The following is a 17,555-nucleotide window of genomic DNA, read 5'->3' on the forward strand; positions in this document are numbered from 1 at the left end:
GACCAGGCTATTCGCCTTGCGCCGGCTGCAGGACGAGATGCTGTATGGGGCGGGTTAGGTGCGGTGCAGAAACTTTGACGTCGGCGGGACAGCGCCCCTCTCTGTCCTGCCGGACATCTCCCCCACATGGGGGGAGATCGGACGTCACGCCGGCTTTCGCCAATCTCCAACATCGCAGTTCGTGAGCGGAGCGCCCAAACTGCCAATCTCCCCCCTTGTGGGGGAGATGTCCGGCAGGACAGAGGGGGGCGCGAAGGATCGCTACAGAGCGTTTGCTATTGCCCCTGAAACGCACGGCCGACCCACGCCTCGACAGCTGTTACTTCCCCAGCTCTACCGACCGCAGCCGCGCCGCTTCCACCGCCTCGGTGAGCAGGCGTGTCAGCCGGTCCTCGCCCATCAGTACTGCAAGGGCCGCAGCCGTGGTGCCGTTGGGGCTGGTCACCTGCTGCCTGAGCACGCCGGGCTCCTCGCCGCTTTCGGCGGCCAGCGATGCGGCGCCGTAGACCGTCTGCATGGCCAAGAGCTTGGCAGTCCTGGTCGGCAGGCCAGCCTTCTCGGCGGCCACGGTCAGCGCTTCGATGAAATGGAAGATATAGGCTGGACCGGATCCGGAGACTGCCGTCACCGCATCCATCAGGCCCTCGTCATCGATACCGGCCACTTGCCCGCTTGCCGAAAGCAGGTCGGCGACAAGGCGTTTGGTGTCCTCGGAAACCAGCCTGTTGGAAAACACCACCATCATGCCCTTGCCGATAGCCGCCGGCGTGTTGGGCATGCAGCGCACGATCGGCGCGCGGTCGCTGAGAATGCCTTCGAACGTGGCGACCGGCGTCCCGGCGGCGATGCTGAGGAAAGTGGTTCGGCCATCGTTGAAGCGGATGTAGCCAGCCGTCACGTCGCGGATCACCTGTGGCTTGACCGCAAGGACGACGAGGGCCGGCACGGCGTCCGCCGGGATGAAGCCGGCATCCGCGGCAGCAGCGCAGCCCAGTGCTTCGGCACGCTTGCGCAACTCGGCATTGGGCTCGACCACGAACACCGCAGCCGGAGCGAGCTTGCCGGCTTTCAGCCAGCCCGAGAGCATGGCGTAGCCCATATTGCCGCAACCGGCGAGAACAAGCCTGATCGTCATCGAAGCTCTCCATTCGAAAGGTTGGCTTTGCCATAGACGTTCATGGGCGGACGGGGAAGCCCCTCTCGGACCTTGATCAGGGGCCGGGTTATGTCGCCGCTTTCGCCGCCTGATCGGGCTCGGTCAGTCCTGACCCGATCACTCTGGACGGCCAGGTTCGGCCCATCCCAGACTAAAAACAGGGATTGCAGACGAGGTGGGAGCGATAGCCTGGATTCTCCAACAGCGCACCAAAGCCGACAAGAAATCCTCCCCAACCAAGCACAACTGCCACGGCAACGACGCCGACTCCCATAGCCATCTTGCAAGCCGCCACGGCCCCTGAAGAAAAGCGCCATGGGCGTATCAAAGCAAGGATTATCATACGGATAGCCTCCCCCGAATTCTGACGGTGTTCAAGATGGCGACTTCATGAACAATGGAACGTCTGCCTCCAACCCTAACCGACATCCCGCCATTTTTCGAGTGATCGACCAATCGCGGGCGACGAACTCGATGGCATTGTCTTAAGGCGGGAAACGAGGTCTCTCAGCCGACCAAATTAACCTTTTATTTCCTATGCCTGTTTAGCATCGCTTAACCAGTGGGCGGTCGCTACGTCCCAGCCCTAGGGGAAAGCTCCAGGAACCATGGCTTACAGGGATAATCGTCAACACCGGAGGAACGAGCTGTCCTTGCTGTCGCTCGTCGAGGCAGTGCGCGACGAGGACGAAGCATCGCTGGTTTCGCTAGAGGACCGTGCAGGCGCGTCATGGCGCGAGGATGCCGCCACACGGCATCGTCTCGCCCGGTCGCGCCGCGAGGCGCGTGCCAGTCCGATCCTGTTGGCAGCCGCCGGCACAAGCCAGCTCCATCCTGATGGGCCGGAGGCCGCCACCATACTGACGGAAGAGCCTGCAGCTGCCGATGTATTGTTCGACCCCGCTGGCTCCGTTGGCGGCCGCGATGCCGGTCCCGCTGAGGACAAAGCGTACCGGGCAGCGCGCCGGGGTCCGATCGGTACCGTGTTGTCAGCGCTGCGCAGGCTCATGCCCGGCAGAGCGCCGGAGGAGATGGCGTCCGGCGAGACTTCCGCCGCGACAAATTCCGGCGCAGCGATGCCGCCTGCCTTCGATCTACAGCCGCTCTATGCCGGACAGCCACCTTATCCGCAGCAACCCACGCCGCAGCATTCGGCCTATACTCAGGCCTGGTCGAAGGCGGCAAATCAGGTTTCGGAAGCCGCCGATCAGCAAAGCCAGATCGAGGAAATCCGTGCCAGCCTGCGTGAATTCCGCGAAGCGGTTCGCGAGCTCACCGAAAACCGCACGCGCCGCTATTTCTAAGCGTCGAATAAAACATGCCGGTTTCGAGTTAACGGCATGGGACGGCGCATTGACGGGATTGCCCCGCTCGATTTTCGTGAAAATGCCGCGCTGCATGTCCGCCCGGCTGCGCATGGTTCTGGGCAACGACATGCATAAAAGGTATCTGGAGCACGCCGCGGGGATGCTTTAACGCGGCAGGCTTAGGCGATCGGCGTCGAGGGTGGTTCATGGCTGAGTTGATTGACGGAAAAAGCGTCGCCGAAGACGTGGTGCGGCGGGTCAAGGCTCTGGTCGCCGAACTGACGGAAAAGGGCGGACGGCAGCCCGGCCTCGCGGTGGTCATCGTCGGCGAGGATCCGGCGAGCCAGGTCTATGTCGCCTCCAAATCCCGTACCGCCAAGGAATGCGGCTTCCATTCGGTTCAGCACACGCTGCCGGCCGAGACCTCCGAGCCGGACCTGTTGAAGATCATCGGCCAGCTCAACGCCGATCCGGCCATCAACGGCATCCTGGTGCAGCTTCCGCTTCCCGGCCATATCGATGCCGGCAAAGTCATCCAGACCATCGCGCCGGAGAAGGATGTCGACGGCTTCCACTTCATCAATGTCGGCAAGCTCGGCACCGGCGAGCTCGAGACCGCCTTCGTGCCTTGCACGCCGGCCGGCTCGATGCTGCTGATCGAACGGGTGCGCGGCAAGGATCTGTCCGGCCTCAATGCGGTCGTCGTCGGGCGCTCGAACATCGTCGGCAAACCGATGGCGAATCTACTGCTTGCCGCCAACTGCACGGTCACCATCGCACACAGCCGCACCAGGGACCTGCCGGCGCTTGCCCGCACCGCCGATATTCTGGTCGCAGCCGTCGGCCGGCCTGAAATGGTCCGCGGCGACTGGGTCAAGCCTGGCGCCACCGTCATCGACGTCGGCATTAACCGCATCGCCGCACCTGAAAAGAGTGAAGGCAAGGCCCGCCTCGTCGGCGATGTCGAGTTTGCCGAAGCAGCGAAGGCGGCCGGCGCCATCACGCCGGTGCCTGGCGGCGTCGGGCCGATGACCATTGCCATGCTGATGGCCAACACGCTAGCTTCCGCCTACCTCGCAGCCGGGTTGAAACGGCCTTCCTTCTGACCAGAGAGCAGCGTCCTTGCCGAACCTCACTGTTCCCTTAGAACGGCCGGTCACCAATGATCCCGTTCAGGGCGGCCGGCAGTTCGGGTTTCTGCTGGTCGACAAGTTCTCCATGTTCTCGCTGGCCGCGGCAATCGACACGTTCCGGTCGGCGAACCGGCTGCTCGGCCGCGATTTCTATGGCTGGACGACGGTGTCGGCCGACGGCGATGCCGTCATGGCTTCCAACGGCCTGCCGCTCAAGATCGACTACGCCGTTGTCGATCTGCCGCCGGTCGATATCCTTTTCGTCTCGGTCGGGCTGACGACGGAATTTCCCGGCAAGAGCAAGGTGCTGGCTGCGCTGCGCAGCTGGGGTCGGCGCGGCAATGCGCTCGGCGCGCTTTCGGTCGGCTCCTATCTGCTTGCCGAGGCAGGCCAGCTCGATGGCTATCGCTGCACTATCCATTGGGAAAACCGCGCCGGGTTCCTCGAACGCTTTCCGGACATCAACTGCACCGGCAACGTCTTCGAGATCGACCGCAAGCGCTACACCTGCGCCGGCGGCACCACCTCGATCGACCTGATGCTGGAAATCGTGCGCGGCGATTTCGGCTCGAGTCTCGCCAATGGCGTCGCCAACCAGTTCCAGCATGAGCGCATCCGCTCGGCCGGGGACCGCCAGCGCGTCGGCCCGGAACGCGACCTGACCGGCAAGTCGGAGAAGCTGCGCCGCATCGTCGAGCTGATGGCCGACCATCTCGACGAGCCGCTGTCGGCGGTGCAGCTCGCCAAGTCGGCGGGCCTGTCGGTGCGCCAGGTCGAGCGCCTGTTCCTGCGCCATCTCAGTGTGACGCCCGGGCGCTATTACATGCGGCTCAGGCTCGAGCGGGCGCGCGAATTGCTGCGCCAGACCAACATGCCGATCCTCGACGTGGCAATCGCCACCGGCTTCACCTCGCATTCCTATTTTGCCCAGAGCTACCGGCTGCAATTCGGCCGGCCGCCTTCCGAGGAACGCCGCACGACCTATTGAGGGTTTGGCAGAGAGGCGACGCAGCTTCGTACTCCGTCCGGGCTTGTGTCGCGACGCGGCGTCAAATAGCGTTCCGGCGCCGAGCGGCGGCGACTGACGGGGGAGATTTTGATGGCGGGATTTGTGCGGAGCGTCGCTGCGGCGGCCCTGTTGCTCTGGACGACGGGGTTCGGTTTCGCCGCCGATCGCGTCATCGTCATTCTCGATGCCTCCGGCTCGATGTGGGCGCAGATCGACGGCAAGCCCAAGCTCGAAATCGCCCGTCAATCGCTGCGGAACGTGCTGCAATCGGTCCCGGCCGATGAGGAAATCGGCCTCATGGCTTATGGCCATCGCGAGAAGGCCAGTTGCGACGACATCGAACTCATCGTGCCGCCGCAGGCAGGCTCGGCAAGTGCGATCTCAGCCGCGGCCGACAGCTTGAAATTTCAGGGCAAGACGCCGCTGACCGCCGCTGTCAAGCAAGCGGCGGAAGCATTGAAATACACCGAGGACAAGGCGACGGTCGTTCTCATCACCGATGGCATCGAGACATGCAGCGGCGATCCCTGTGCGCTCGGCAAGGAGCTTGAGGCTGCCGGCATCGACTTCACCGTCGATGTCGTCGGCTTTGGCCTGACGGCTGCCGAAGGCAAGCAGGTCGCCTGCCTGGCCGATAACACCGGCGGCAAATATATCGAAGCATCGGATGAAAAGGCATTGCAGGACGCCCTCGTCGAGACCGTTGCGCCGCCGCCATCCGCTCCTGAACCGGCTGCCGCCCCGCAGCCTGCTCCCCAGCCGGCGCCTGCCCAGCCGGCGGAGTCCAATTTCGTGCCCACCGTCGTGCTTGCCGAAGGTGGCGATCCCGTCACCGACGGCAATGCCTGGGAGATCTATAAGGCGAATTCCGACGGCACGCGCGGCGATCCCGTCGCCACCGAATACGGCGCCTACAAGGGCAATCTGGAGGCAGGCGACTATATCGTCGTCGCGCGCGCCGGCGAGGCCAAGGCCGAACAGAAGATCAAGATCGAGCCTGGCCAGGTCGCCAAGCCGCTCTTCACGTTGAATGCCGGCACGCTGGTTATCCACCCGCGGCCAAGCGAAGGGGCGGACGTTGACGGCGGCGCGGCGGTCGTGATCGCCTATCCAGGCGTCGACACCCTGCCGACCTACTATGGCGACACGAAAGTCGTGCTGCCGGCCGGCGACGAGAAGGTGACCGTCACGATCGGCCAGGGCGTGGTTACCGAGACGGTCCCGCTTGCCGCCGGCAGGGTCATCGACAAGGATATCATCGTCGGCGTCGGGCATGTCGTCGCCAACGCCTACTATGCTGCCGGTGGCGACAAGGCCGAGGGTTCTGGCGTCGGCTTCAAGGTGTTCCAGGCGAAAAAGGACATCGGCGGGACCAGGCAGGAGGTGACCTATGCCTACGGCCCCGACAGCAAGTTCGATCTGCCGCCCGACGATTATGTAATGGTCGCGACCGTCGATCTCGCGGTGGCCGAGCAGCCGTTCAGTGTCAAAATTGGCGAACATCAGGATCTGAAGATCGCCATGAACGCCGGCGTGCTGGCGATCACCGCGCCAGGGGCCTCGAAGATCGAGATATTCGAGGCCAAGAAGAACATCGATGGAACCCGCAAGTCGGTCGGCTACGCCTATGACCAGAAGTATCAGGCCACCTTGTCGGTTGGCGACTACGCGGTGGTTTCGGAGAAGTCGGACAGCAGCTCGAAGGAAGGCGCTGTAACGGTCAGGGCCGGCGCGCGAGCCGAGCTGACGGTTCAATAGGTCCAAGGGAGAGCGGCCACCAGCCGCTCTTCCTCATGGCCGAAAAAGTCACGCCACGCCGAAGGCGCTCGCGCCATGGTCGGCGCGGCCCACCATCTGCCGGAACCCGGCGAAGAGCTCCCGGCCGAAGCCGAATTCATTGCCTATGAGGTCGCTGTCCGCGGGCCGGCGCAGTGCGAAATCGCCGGCCGGCACCAGCACCTCGAGCGTTCCGGCCTCGGCGTCGAGCCTGATAATATCGCCGTCATGAATCCTGGCGATCGGCCCGTCCTCCGCCGCTTCCGGCGTCACGTGGATCGCCGCCGGCACCTTGCCGGAGGCACCCGACATGCGCCCGTCGGTAACCAGCGCCACATGCTGGCCGCGGTCCTGCAGGATGCCGAGCACGGTGGTCAGCCGGTGCAATTCCGGCATGCCGTTGGCCTTCGGGCCCTGGAACCGAATGACGGCGATGAAGTCGCCGGTCAGCGACCCCGCCTTGAACGCCTCGTTCAGCCCTTGCTGGCTGTCGAACACCTTGGCCGGTGCCTCGATGATGCGCCGCTCCGGCTTGACCGCCGATGTCTTGATGACGGCGTGGCCGAGATTGCCTGAAAGCACTTTCAGCCCGCCGCTCGGCTGGAACGCCTTCTTGAACGGCGCCAGCACCTTCTCGTCGCCGCTCTGGCGCGGCGAGGCCTCGCGCACCACGCCGCCATCGGCGCCGAGCTTGGCCTCGACCGCGTAGGGGCGCAGCCCTTCGCCCCACACCGTCTGCACATCCTCATGTAAAATGCCTGCGTCGAGCAGTTCGCGGATCAGGAAGCCGAGCCCGCCGGCGGCGTGGAAGTGGTTCACGTCGGCAAGGCCGTTCGGATAGACCCGCGCCAGCAGCGGCACGGCTTCCGAGATGTCGGAAATATCCTGCCAGGTAATGGCGATGCCCGCCGCCGCCGCCATGGCGATCAAATGGATGGTGTGATTGGTCGAACCGCCGGTGGCGTGCAGGCCGACGATACCGTTGACGATCGAGCGCTCATCGATCATCCGCCCGGCTGGCGTGTAGGCGTTGCCGAGCGCTGTGATCGCCAGCGCCCGCTTGGTCGCTTCCCTGGTCAGCGCGTCGCGCAGCGGCGTGCCCGGATTGACGAACGAGGCGCCAGGCGTGTGCAGGCCCATGATCTCCATCAGCATCTGGTTGGAATTGGCGGTGCCGTAGAAAGTGCAGGTTCCCGGCCCGTGATAGGATTTGGATTCGGCTTCGAGCAGTTCGGCCCGCCCCGCCTTGCCCTCGGCATAGAGCTGGCGGATCTTGGCCTTTTCGTCGTTCGGAATGCCGGTCGTCATCGGCCCGGCCGGGATGAAGACTGCCGGCAGATGACCGAAGGTCAGCGCCGCGATCACCAGCCCCGGCACGATCTTGTCGCAGACGCCGAGATAGACGGCGGCGTCGAACATGTTGTGCGACAGGCCGATCGCCGCGGCCATGGCGATCACGTCGCGCGAGAACAGCGACAGCTCCATTCCGGGCTGGCCCTGGGTTACGCCGTCGCACATCGCGGGCACGCCGCCGGCCACCTGGGCGATGCCGCCGGCCTCGCGGGCCGCGTCCTTGATCAGTGCCGGAAACGTCTCGAAAGGCTGATGCGCCGACAGCATGTCGTTATAGGAGGTGATAATGCCGAGGTTCGGCACCCGGTCGCCGCCAAGCGCCACCTTTTCGGAAGGACTGCACACGGCAAAGCCATGGGCCAGGTTGCCGCAGGACAGCACGGCCCGGTTGGCGGTGCGGTTCGAGGCTTCGGCGATGCGGCCGAGATAAGCCTCGCGACCGGGCCTGGAGCGCTCACGGATGCGCTGGGTGATGGCTTCGATGTCGCGTCTTGCGGTCATGGCGGTCGGTCCTTTCAGGCGAGGTCCCGCAAACACCTTCCGGCTGTTGCCGGGACCTGCAGCCAAGTTGAGATCAGGGTGCCCAGAAAACCTCTACGGGCTTTTGAGTTGCATCGAGCACGGCGCGAATGGGCTTTCGTGTTCCAACTCCAAGCGCGGCCTCGAATGCGGTGCGTTTTTCCGCGCCCTCGATATGCAGCGCGATGAAGCCGGCATTGATGATCCGCGCCAGTGACAGCGTCAGCCGCGGCTCGCCGGCGCTTGCCGCGTGAACCGGAAGCACGATCCTTTGCGACGACGGATCGAGCAATCTTGCCAGGTTGTCGGCATCCGGAAAGAACGAGGCGGTGTGGCCATCAGTTCCCATGCCGAGCACAACAACATCGAGGGGCCAGGGCAGCACTTGCAGCGCCTCACTGTCGGAGACCGCTGCGCCCGCGATAGTTGCCGCAGCGTGGTAGAGCGGCACGAAATTCGCGGCGGCGGCCGCGTTCTGCAGCAGGTTGGCGGCAACCAGACCGGCATTGGAGCGCGGCGACGAGGGCGGCACGAAGCGCTCGTCGACCAATGTTATCGTCACCTTTTCCCAGGCGATAGGAACGGTCGAAAGCGCCGCGAAGAATTTCGCCGGCGTCGTGCCGCCCGAGACTGCAAGCAGTGCCGTGCCGCGCTCGGCGATCGCCTTTGACAGGCGGCCGGCGACGTGGCCGGCAAGCGCTGTCGCCAACTCCTGGCGTCCGGCAAATTCGTGCCAGTTGTAGGCGCCGCCTAATTGCTCTCGTGCCATGTCCGCCCATCGCGTTCGATCAGCGCAATCGAGGCCGAGGGGCCCCATGTGCCTGCGGTGTAGCCTTGCGCCTCTTGCCTTCCGCTTTCCCAGGCGTCCTGGATCGGGTCGATCCATTTCCACGCAGCCTCGACCTCGTCGCGGCGCATGAACAGCGTCTGGTTGCCACGGATGACGTCCATGATCAGCCGCTCATAGGCATCGGGCGCGCGGCCGTCGAAGGATTGCGCAAAACTCATGTCGAGCGGGATCTGGCGCAGCCGCATGCCGCCCGGGCCCGGATCCTTGATCATGATGAACTGCTTGACGCCTTCGTCGGGCTGCAGCCTGATGACCAGTTGGTTGGCGGAGACCGGCCCGGCGCTCTCGCCGAAGATCGAATGCGGGATTGGCTTGAATTCGATAACGATCTCCGAAACGCGGGTCGCCAGCCGCTTGCCGGTGCGGAGGTAGAACGGCACGCTGGCCCAGCGCCAGTTGCCGATCTCGGCCTTGAGCGCAACGAAGGTCTCGGTGTTGCTGTTCTTGCCGAGTTCCTCGACATAGCCCTTCACCGGCCCGCCGGCCGAGGCGCCGGCACGGTATTGCCCACGCACCGTGTGCTTGGGCGCTTCGTTGCCGTTGATGCGTTTCAGCGCCCGCAGCACTTTCAGTTTTTCGTCACGGACGGCATCGGCGTCCATCGACGACGGCGCCTCCATGGCGACGAGGCAGAGCAGCTGCAGCATGTGGTTCTGTACCATGTCGCGCAACGCGCCAGCCTTGTCGTAATAGGTGACGCGGTCTTCCAGGCCGACCGTCTCGGCCACGGTGATCTGCACATGATCGACATTGGCGGAATTCCACAACGGCTCGTAGAGCGCGTTGGCGAAGCGCAGCGCCATCAAATTCTGCACCGTCTCCTTGCCGAGATAGTGGTCGATGCGGAAAATCTGGCTTTCATGGAAGTTGTCGCCGACCAGGTCGTTGAGCGCGCGCGCCGAAGCGAGATCGCGGCCGATCGGCTTTTCCAGCACGATCCGCGAATTCGGCGTGATCAGCCCGTGCTCCTTCAGCTTGTGCGAGATGTCGCCGAATAGCGCCGGCGCCACCGCCAGATAGAAAGCGCGGATGTGTTCGCTGTCGCCGATCGCCTTCTTCAGCCTGTCGAAGCCGGCACCTGTGGTTGCGTCGGCCGGGACATAGGAGAGCCGTGCGAGGAACGTTTTCAGTTCCGTGGCGTCGATATCTTCCGGCTTCACATGATCGGCAATCGCCTGCCTGGCGAAAGACTGGAATTCCTCATCGGTCATCTTCGAACGTGATGTGCCGATTATGCGCGTCGGCTCGGAAAACTGGTGGTCGCGCTGCCGGTGGTACAGTGACGGCAGAAGCTTGCGTTCCGACAGATCGCCGGTGCCGCCGAAAATGATAAAGTCGAAAGGGTCGACGGGGATGATCTGGCTGGTCATGGTCTGTCCGCTCTGACGCCGGTCGCGATAACGCGGCTGATATAATCTAATCGATTTAAACTTGCCAGTGTCATTGCGTCACATCCGCGTGTGCTCTTGACACCGGCTCTGGCCGGAGGCTTGTCGGCAAGCGATGCTTCCGGGAGCGTTCGCAGGTGCAGCATAGAGCGGGATCAAGGCGAAAGCCAAAGGAGAAATCGGCAATGGACACACATCTTTCGATGGCCATGGCCAAACGCGTCGTCGATCGTCTTCAACGATGAGTGAGAAAGGCATGCGCCTCCAAAACAAGGTCGCCATCATCACCGGCGCTGCCTCGGGTTTTGGCGAGGGCATGGCCAGGCGCTTTGCCGAGGAGGGCGCGCGGGTCGTTGTCGCCGATCTGAACGCCAAGGACGCAGAGCGCGTCGCCGGCGAGATCGGCGAAAAGGCGATCTGGACCCAGACCGACGTCTCGCTGCGGTCCGAATTCGACGACATGGTCCATGCTGCAATGAGCGCCTTCGGTCGCATCGACATCATGGTCAACAATGCCGGTTACACCCATCGCAACGGTGACATGCTGGAAGTCGACGAAGCGACCTTCGACCTGATCACGTCAGTCAACATGAAGGCAATCTACAACGCAGCACTTGCTGTGGTGCCGGCCATGGAGCGGCAAGGCGGCGGCGTCATCCTGACGACGGCTTCCACGGCCGGTATCAGGCCGCGGCCTGGTCTCACCTGGTACAACGCATCGAAGGGCTGGGCGATCACCGCGACCAAATCGATGGCGGTGGAACTCGCGCCAAAGAACATCCGTGTCAACTGCCTGTGCCCGGTCGCCGGCGAGACCGGCATGCTTGAGAAATTCATGGGCGCCGACACACCCGAGATCCGCGAGAAGTTCCGCGCATCGATCCCGCTCGGCCGGCTTTCGACGCCGCTTGACGTGGCCAATGCCGCGCTTTGGCTCGCATCGGATGAAGCAGCTTTCATCACCGGCGTGGCGCTGGAAGTCGACGGCGGCCGTTGCATTTGAACCCCTAGGCCATCCGGCGACAGGCGGCTGATGGCGAGCGATCCGAGCCGCGATCGCTCTGTCTGTCCTACGCCCCGGTTTTGACGTAGCTCTTGTAGACCCAGCCGCGCTTGCCGTTGTAGACGATCTGGCACCACTGCTTGCAACTCATCACTTGCACCGAGGTCTTGGCCGGCACGGTGAGAATGGCGGCCGCATTCTTCTTTGGGCCGGTGCGCATGGTGACGGATCTCAGGATGCGTCCGGTACCGGCAGTATTGGTTTTTCCGGATTTTGCCTTGGTGCTGTTGTCGTCTTCGCTCGCGGACTGCGTCGGCAGTTGCGGCTTGGGTGTGGGGATGGCAGCGGTCTGCGCACCGTCGGGCCCTGTGTTTTTCGTCGAGCTGCCGGGAGCCGCCACCTTGGCAAACAATGCCGCAGCGTCGGGTTTCGCTGCCGGATCGGCGAATGCCACCGAAGCAGACGATTTATCGGCCGCCTGATCGGTCTGGCTTGCCAGTTGGTCGGATGCTGCTGTGGCGGCGGCCGATGCCGTCTTTGGTCCCGTCCAGCGGGGATTGTTGGGAGCCAGCGCCGGTATGTCGGCTTCCGCCGCGGCCACCGCCGGGGAAACCGCGTCGGCCTTGCCCGTCGTCCGCGGCGCCGCAGCGACCTTGGAAGGCATGATCTTCGTCGTCTTGACCGGAATGGTCGGAACGGTCTGCTCAGGGCTCGCCGCCGCCTGTCGTTCATTGGCCGGCAAGGCCAGCCACAGCGCCACTGCGGCAACGCCGAGCAGTGCTGCCGTGCCAAGCGCAGCGATCACGAGATGCGCGTTCGACCGGACCCCGTGCCAGAACGTCGGCCGCATATCGTAACCGAATTGCATCGCAAGGCGCCGTCGTTCCGGCGCACCGAAACTGAAGGGCTCTCTCACACTTGCCACCTCCATTTGCGGGCCGATGTTCTCACGACCGATGCCGGAGAGCCGGCATTTCGATCGGCATCGTTCCCAAACCAAAAGCGGGCAGGCCCGCAAAAATTCCCCGTTCAGCTGCCCACGAGCATCATCTTTCGCCCGCGATTGTGGCATCACTGCGCCCTTGGCGGGGATTCTGCGCCCTGGTTAAGGATTCTGCAACGCCTGGTTAAATCCTGTCCCGCAACGCGTACCAGTTGAGCGCAAGAAAGAGCAGTGGCGCGCGGAAACGCCGGCCGCCGGGGAAAGGCGGAATCTTCAGATCCTCGATCAGCTTCAGCCGGTCGCGGTTGCCGGCGACCGTCTCGGCATAAAGCTTGCCGAAAAAATTGGACAGCATGACGCCGTGGCCGGAATAACCACCGACCGAGATCACATTGGGCATGACTTCGCGCACGAACGGCTTTCTCGGTACGGTGATGCCGACATAGCCGCCCCAGCCATGGGTGATCTCAATGTCCTTCAGTGCCGGATAGATCTCGGCGATCTGCCGGCGGATGTGGATGTGAATGTCCTTGGGATCGTTGACTGCGTAGATCTCGCGCCCGCCAAACAGCAGCCGCCCATCCTTCGATTTGCGGAAATAGCGCACGACGAAGCGCGAATCGTCGACCGCCTCGCCACCCGGCAACACTTTGGAATCGGCGCCCAGCGGTACCGTTGCGCCGATGAATGAGCCGATCGGCATGATATGCGAAGCACTCACCGGCTCGAGCGTGCCGCCATAGGCGTTGACCCCGATCAAGCACTTCCCGGCGATGATCGTGCCCTTCGGCGTCGTCACCCTCACTTTGCCGCCGCCGGAGGTGATGCCGGTCGACGGTGTCTGCTCGAAAAGCTTTGCGCCGGCCTGTGCCGCGACTTTTGCGGTGCCGATCACCAGCTTCAGCGGATGGATGTGGCCGGTGCCCGTGTCGCGGGTGCCGCCGAAATAATGCGTCGAGCCGAGCCGCTCGGCTGTCTCCGCGGCATCCATGAATGAGATGTGCGGATAGCCGAACCGGCTTGCCATGATCTCGGCATGCGCCTTGTAGTCGTCGACATAGCGCTTTTTGTGCGCCACCGACATTTGGCCGGGCATATAGTCGATCTCGATCTGGTGCACCGCGGCGAAGTCGAGGAGATGCGCCTTGGCCTCTTCGGCCAGGTCGAACAGCGCCTTGGCGCAGGAAAAGCCGTATTCCGCTTCCAGCTCCTCTGCCCAGGCCCGCTGTCCGGTGCCGAGCTGGCCGCCATTGCGGCCCGATGCGCCGTCACCGAAACGATGCGTTTCGATAAGCACGACATCCGCGCCTGACTTGGCGAGATGAGCCGCAGCCGACAGGCCGGTAAAGCCGCCGCCGACGATCACCACGTCGCATGTCCGGTCGCCGTCGAGCGCCGGATATTCGGGCCTTGGTCCGGCCGTGTCCTCGTACCAGGAGCGGCCGGGGGAGATTGGGGATTGGTAAGTCATGATGCTCGGCTAGGGGAGTAGGGGAGTAGGGCAGTAGGGCAGTAGGGCAGTAGGGCAGTAGGGCAGTAGGGCAGTAGGGCAGTAGGTGTCTATTCAGCCGACAGCTTGCGGATGAGAAGCCGCAAGAGCTTTCCTACGCTCTCGCTGTGAGGCATCAATGATTCGACTGCCTCGCGAGAGGTAATTCCAACCCGTTGCGCGATTAGAAGGTGTGTCTCCAGTTCCTTGAGTGATCCCTGGGCGATCCTGAGAAACTGCTGGTAGGAAGCTCGGCTTTCTCGGCCGTAACCCTCGGCGATGTTGGCTGGCACAGACGTTGCTGCCCGACGCACCTGACCCGTCAGCCCGTAGAGCTCGTCCTTCGGCCAGGTCCTTGTGACTTGGGAGATTGCAACCGTTAGGTCCATGGCTTGCTGCCAGACGATCAGATCCCTGTACGATGCGATCTTGTCCGTCATCCTTGCCCTACTGCCCTACTGCCCTAACTGCCCTACTGCCATATTGCCCTACTCTCCTACTACACATTCAGCAGCAAATACTCCCGCTCCCATGGGCTGATCACTTCCATGAAGGTCTCGAATTCCGCCCGCTTGATCGCCGCATAAGTCGCTGCGAAGGATTTGCCGAGTAGGGCGCAGAGTTCCTCGTCGGCCTCGAACAGGTCGACGGCTTCGAGCAGGCCGCGCGGCAGGTCGATCTCATCCTCATTGGCGGTCGTCAGTACCGGCGGATCGGCCTTGATCTTATTGGTCATGCCGATCAGCCCGCAGGCGAGCGATGCGGCCAGCGCCAGATAGGGATTGGCGTCGGAGGAAGGAATGCGGTTTTCGACGCGCCGCGCTGCCGGGTCGGAGCGTGGCACGCGAAAGGCCGTGGTGCGGTTGTCGTAGCCCCATTTGTTGTTGACCGGCGCCGAGGCCGCCTGCGTCAGCCGCCGGTAGGAATTGACGTAGGGCGCAAACATCACCAGCGCGTTCGGCACATGTTTCTGCATGCCGCCGATGAAGTGGAAGAAGGCCTCGGTCTCCGAGCCGTCCTCCGCGGAAAAGACGTTCTTGCCGGTCTTCTTGTCGATGATTGACTGATGGATATGCATGGCCGAACCGGGCTGCCCCTGGATCGGCTTGGCCATGAACGTGGCATAGATCTCGTGCTTCAGCGCCGCCTCGCGGATGGTTCGCTTGAACATGAACACCTGGTCGGCGAGCTCGATCGGATCGCCGTGACGCAGATTGATTTCGAGTTGGCCGGCGCCCTCTTCGTGGATCAGCGTGTCGATCTCCAGGCCCTGGCTTTCGGAGAAATGATAGATGTCGTCGATCAGTTCGTCGAATTCGTTGACCCCGGCGATCGAATAGCCGGCGCCGCCGCCGATCGGCCGTCCGGAGCGCCCGACTGGCGGGGTCAGCGGGTAGTCCGGATCGGGGTTCTTGCGCACCAGGTAGAACTCGATCTCGGGCGCCACCACAGGTCTCAGCCCGCGTCTGTCATAGGCGGCAAGCACGCGCTTCAGAACGTTGCGCGGTGTGAACTCGACCGAGCGGCCGTCCTGGTGGACGAGGTCGCAGATGACCGCCGCCGTCGGGTCCTCCTCCCACGGCACCACCGTCAGCGTCGAGAGGTCAGGCATCAGCTTGAGGTCGCCATCGTCCTCCGGATAGTGGAAGCCGTTGCCGTCCTCCGGATAACCACCCGAGATCGTCGTCATGAACACCGCCGAAGGCAGGGCAAGCGAGGTGTTGGAGGTGAACTTCTTCGACGGCATCATTTTGCCGCGCGCAACCCCGGCCTGGTCGGGCGTGATGCATTCGATGTCTTCGATGCCGCGCCATTCCAGCCAGGCGCTGACTTCCTTCCAGTTCTTGACGCCACGTTGGTTTTTCACGAAGGCAGGCGTGCGGGCGCGTCCTCCGCGGCTCGACGGACGGACTTCCTTTTTTGCAGGCGGCATCAATCACCAGATTTGTTGCAGATTGTGGAGTATAGCCGTTGCCGGCGACCAAAGGGAAGGGGAGCCGGCTGGCGTGCGCCTCGATTACCGGGGGAACACAACGACTTCCGGATAAAAACATCCTGGTCTAGGGTCGGCGTCCCGCAACGCCGCAATTGAAGACGCCGAATGCAACACAGCCGCAAACTGACGACGATCGGCTTCGACGCCGACGACACGCTGTGGCAGAACGAACAGTTCTTCCGCATGACCGAGAAGCGCTTTGCCGCGCTGCTCGCCGACCACGCCGAGGAGGACTGGATTTCGGCAAGATTGCTGGAGGTCGAGAAGCGCAACCTCGCGGTCTACGGCTTCGGCATCAAGGGATTTACGCTGTCAATGATCGAGACGGCGATCGAGGTCACCGAAGGCCACGTGCCTGCCTCAACCATTGCCGAAATTCTCGCCGCGGGCCGCGAGATGCTCAGCCATCCGATCGAGCCGCTTCCCTATGCGCGCGAGACCGTGGAAAAGCTGGCCGGCGCCTACCGCCTGGTGCTGATCACCAAGGGCGACCTCTTCGACCAGGAACGCAAGCTCGCGCAATCCGGACTGGGCGAGCTGTTCCATGCGGTCGAAATCGTCAGCGACAAGAGCGCTGCCACCTATAGCCGGATCTTCAGCCGCTACGGCGATGGCCCGGAAAAGGGCATGATGGTCGGCAACTCGCTCAAATCGGACGTGGTGCCGGCAATCGAAGCCGGCAGTTGGGGCATCCACGTGCCGCATGAACTGACCTGGGTGCTGGAGCATGTCGAGCCGCCGGTCTCAGCACCGCGCTTTCGCCAGATAGCCAATCTCGGTGAACTGCCGGGCCTGATCGAGCGTATCGGCGAGATTGATTGATCAGGTCTGCAGTCGACGCGTCGCGGTAGAGGTCAGTTGCGGCCGAGCCCGACCAGCCGGTCGATCACCGGCTGCAGCCGTTCGGTGGTGATCGGCTTGACGACCACCGCATCGATGACGCTCGACAGGCCCAGGGTCTCCGGAGTGCCGGTCTTGACTGAGAGCAGGATCACCAACGGAAGCGATTTGCCTGACGCCCTTCGCAGCGCATCGATGCCCGACAGCAAGGCGTCGCAGTCACCGTTCTCCGCTCCGCCGTCGAGAACGACAGTGCCGGGAATCAGCGCGTGCAAGGCCTTTGCCGCGGTTTCGGGAGTTTCCGAGATCGGTTTGAGGCCGGACCGCTCAACGATCTTTGAAACCACGACCCGGTTGATCGGTGATTTTCCGACCACCAGCACCCGCGAGAAATCTGGGAGCATCCGCGTCTCCACGCCCCGGCTAACGAACGCCGCCTGCTTTGCAGTCTCGATTTCGCGATTCGCTGGGCACATGGCGGGGCAGGCCGTTGTTCAGTGTTTCAATGCAGGGTTGAAACTTGAGAGGTAATTGGCGTGAGATCGCTGCTCATGTCAAGCTGAAATGGCATATCAGGAGAATATCGCAAGAAACATTAAAATTAAAATTAAGTGCTTTTCTTTGCCGCCGCTCGAAAGGAGAAGTCGCCATTACAACTGGGCAGGCTTCAGCGAAGTTTGGCTGTGCAGCGCGAACGCATCAACTCGCAGCCGTAGCCGGATTGAAGCAGGTTGGATGAAGGCGAGGCAAGTCTGTCGCGAGCTTGTCGCATCGCCTCGCTGGACTATCCTTC

15 protein-coding genes are annotated in these 17,555 nt (G+C 63.2%); 6 read left to right on the forward strand and 9 right to left on the reverse strand.

The features are described from left to right. Positions 1-319: 319 nt before the first annotated feature. Positions 320-1,135, reverse strand: a complete 816-nt coding sequence (proC, locus tag NKH63_RS28330) for a pyrroline-5-carboxylate reductase (protein WP_352919747.1) — start codon at positions 1,133-1,135, stop codon at positions 320-322. 674 nt (positions 1,136-1,809) lie between these two features. Here proC and NKH63_RS28335 point away from each other — a divergent pair. From NKH63_RS28335 to NKH63_RS28350, 4 genes are all read left to right on the forward strand, one after another. After that, positions 1,810-2,460, forward strand: a complete 651-nt coding sequence (locus NKH63_RS28335; protein ID WP_352919750.1) for a hypothetical protein — start codon at positions 1,810-1,812, stop codon at positions 2,458-2,460. Positions 2,461-2,669: 209 nt separating this feature from the next. Further along, entirely contained in the window at positions 2,670-3,569 is a 900-nt protein-coding gene (gene folD / locus NKH63_RS28340) for a bifunctional methylenetetrahydrofolate dehydrogenase/methenyltetrahydrofolate cyclohydrolase FolD (protein WP_352919753.1), read from the forward strand. Between the two features lie 16 nt (positions 3,570-3,585). Next, a complete protein-coding gene (locus NKH63_RS28345) occupies positions 3,586-4,584 on the forward strand; it encodes a GlxA family transcriptional regulator (protein ID WP_023719415.1) in 999 nt (332 codons plus the stop codon). A 111-nt stretch (positions 4,585-4,695) separates the two neighbouring features. Continuing rightward, a complete protein-coding gene (locus NKH63_RS28350) occupies positions 4,696-6,363 on the forward strand; it encodes a vWA domain-containing protein (protein WP_352919755.1) in 1,668 nt (555 codons plus the stop codon). A gap of 48 nt (positions 6,364-6,411) precedes the next feature. Here the strand turns inward: NKH63_RS28350 and edd are convergent, their stop codons facing one another. From edd to zwf, 3 genes are all read right to left on the reverse strand, one after another. Then, the gene (edd, locus tag NKH63_RS28355; protein WP_352482395.1) at positions 6,412-8,235 is read right to left on the reverse strand and encodes a phosphogluconate dehydratase; all 1,824 of its coding nucleotides are present in this window, start codon (positions 8,233-8,235) and stop codon (positions 6,412-6,414) included. A 73-nt stretch (positions 8,236-8,308) separates the two neighbouring features. Then, on the reverse strand, positions 8,309-9,022 hold the full coding sequence (gene pgl / locus NKH63_RS28360) for a 6-phosphogluconolactonase (protein ID WP_352482394.1): 714 nt from the start codon (positions 9,020-9,022) through the stop codon (positions 8,309-8,311). Continuing rightward, positions 9,004-10,473, reverse strand: a complete 1,470-nt coding sequence (zwf, locus tag NKH63_RS28365; protein WP_352919758.1) for a glucose-6-phosphate dehydrogenase — start codon at positions 10,471-10,473, stop codon at positions 9,004-9,006. The genes pgl and zwf overlap by 19 nt, the downstream gene beginning before the upstream one ends. A 274-nt stretch (positions 10,474-10,747) precedes the next feature. On the opposite strand from zwf, the gene NKH63_RS28370 reads away from it, so the two are divergent. Beyond that, a complete protein-coding gene (locus NKH63_RS28370; protein ID WP_023719410.1) occupies positions 10,748-11,494 on the forward strand; it encodes an SDR family oxidoreductase in 747 nt (248 codons plus the stop codon). 67 nt (positions 11,495-11,561) lie between these two features. On the opposite strand, the gene NKH63_RS28375 is transcribed toward NKH63_RS28370, so the two are convergent. From NKH63_RS28375 to NKH63_RS28390, 4 genes are all read right to left on the reverse strand, one after another. Further along, entirely contained in the window at positions 11,562-12,362 is an 801-nt protein-coding gene (locus tag NKH63_RS28375; protein WP_352919759.1) for an SH3 domain-containing protein, read from the reverse strand. A gap of 259 nt (positions 12,363-12,621) precedes the next feature. Beyond that, positions 12,622-13,908 (reverse strand): NAD(P)/FAD-dependent oxidoreductase, encoded by a 1,287-nt coding sequence (locus NKH63_RS28380; RefSeq protein ID WP_352493830.1) that lies wholly within the window; start codon positions 13,906-13,908, stop codon positions 12,622-12,624. Between the two features lie 89 nt (positions 13,909-13,997). Further along, positions 13,998-14,366 (reverse strand): four helix bundle protein, encoded by a 369-nt coding sequence (locus tag NKH63_RS28385; RefSeq protein ID WP_023719407.1) that lies wholly within the window; start codon positions 14,364-14,366, stop codon positions 13,998-14,000. A gap of 59 nt (positions 14,367-14,425) precedes the next feature. Next, a complete protein-coding gene (locus NKH63_RS28390; protein ID WP_023719406.1) occupies positions 14,426-15,859 on the reverse strand; it encodes a glutamine synthetase family protein in 1,434 nt (477 codons plus the stop codon). A gap of 168 nt (positions 15,860-16,027) precedes the next feature. Here NKH63_RS28390 and NKH63_RS28395 point away from each other — a divergent pair, with 168 nt between their 5' ends. Next, the gene (locus tag NKH63_RS28395) at positions 16,028-16,744 is read left to right on the forward strand and encodes an HAD family hydrolase (RefSeq protein WP_352493833.1); all 717 of its coding nucleotides are present in this window, start codon (positions 16,028-16,030) and stop codon (positions 16,742-16,744) included. Positions 16,745-16,776: 32 nt separating this feature from the next. Here the strand turns inward: NKH63_RS28395 and NKH63_RS28400 are convergent, their stop codons facing one another. Beyond that, complete coding sequence (locus NKH63_RS28400) at positions 16,777-17,166, reverse strand: ANTAR domain-containing protein (RefSeq protein ID WP_156948085.1); 390 nt, start codon at positions 17,164-17,166, stop codon at positions 16,777-16,779. Positions 17,167-17,555: the final 389 nt, after the last annotated feature.

It is taken from the genome of Mesorhizobium sp. M0960, assembly GCF_040319055.1.
Taxonomy (GTDB): domain Bacteria; phylum Pseudomonadota; class Alphaproteobacteria; order Rhizobiales; family Rhizobiaceae; genus Mesorhizobium.

What these genes read in the sequence shown, in the direction of transcription:
- NKH63_RS28385 (WP_023719407.1), bottom strand. Translation starts at nt 14,366, where the DNA reads ATGACGGACAAGATCGCATCGTACAGGGATCTGATCGTCTGGCAGCAA.
- NKH63_RS28380 (WP_352493830.1), bottom strand. Translation starts at nt 13,908, where the DNA reads ATGACTTACCAATCCCCAATCTCCCCCGGCCGCTCCTGGTACGAGGAC.
- zwf (WP_352919758.1), bottom strand. Translation starts at nt 10,473, where the DNA reads ATGACCAGCCAGATCATCCCCGTCGACCCTTTCGACTTTATCATTTTC.
- proC (WP_352919747.1), bottom strand. Translation starts at nt 1,135, where the DNA reads ATGACGATCAGGCTTGTTCTCGCCGGTTGCGGCAATATGGGCTACGCC.
- folD (WP_352919753.1), top strand. Translation starts at nt 2,670, where the DNA reads ATGGCTGAGTTGATTGACGGAAAAAGCGTCGCCGAAGACGTGGTGCGG.
- NKH63_RS28400 (WP_156948085.1), bottom strand. Translation starts at nt 17,166, where the DNA reads ATGCTCCCAGATTTCTCGCGGGTGCTGGTGGTCGGAAAATCACCGATC.
- NKH63_RS28370 (WP_023719410.1), top strand. Translation starts at nt 10,748, where the DNA reads ATGCGCCTCCAAAACAAGGTCGCCATCATCACCGGCGCTGCCTCGGGT.
- NKH63_RS28375 (WP_352919759.1), bottom strand. Translation starts at nt 12,362, where the DNA reads ATGCAATTCGGTTACGATATGCGGCCGACGTTCTGGCACGGGGTCCGG.
- pgl (WP_352482394.1), bottom strand. Translation starts at nt 9,022, where the DNA reads ATGGCACGAGAGCAATTAGGCGGCGCCTACAACTGGCACGAATTTGCC.
- NKH63_RS28395 (WP_352493833.1), top strand. Translation starts at nt 16,028, where the DNA reads ATGCAACACAGCCGCAAACTGACGACGATCGGCTTCGACGCCGACGAC.
- NKH63_RS28350 (WP_352919755.1), top strand. Translation starts at nt 4,696, where the DNA reads ATGGCGGGATTTGTGCGGAGCGTCGCTGCGGCGGCCCTGTTGCTCTGG.
- edd (WP_352482395.1), bottom strand. Translation starts at nt 8,235, where the DNA reads ATGACCGCAAGACGCGACATCGAAGCCATCACCCAGCGCATCCGTGAG.
- NKH63_RS28390 (WP_023719406.1), bottom strand. Translation starts at nt 15,859, where the DNA reads ATGCCGCCTGCAAAAAAGGAAGTCCGTCCGTCGAGCCGCGGAGGACGC.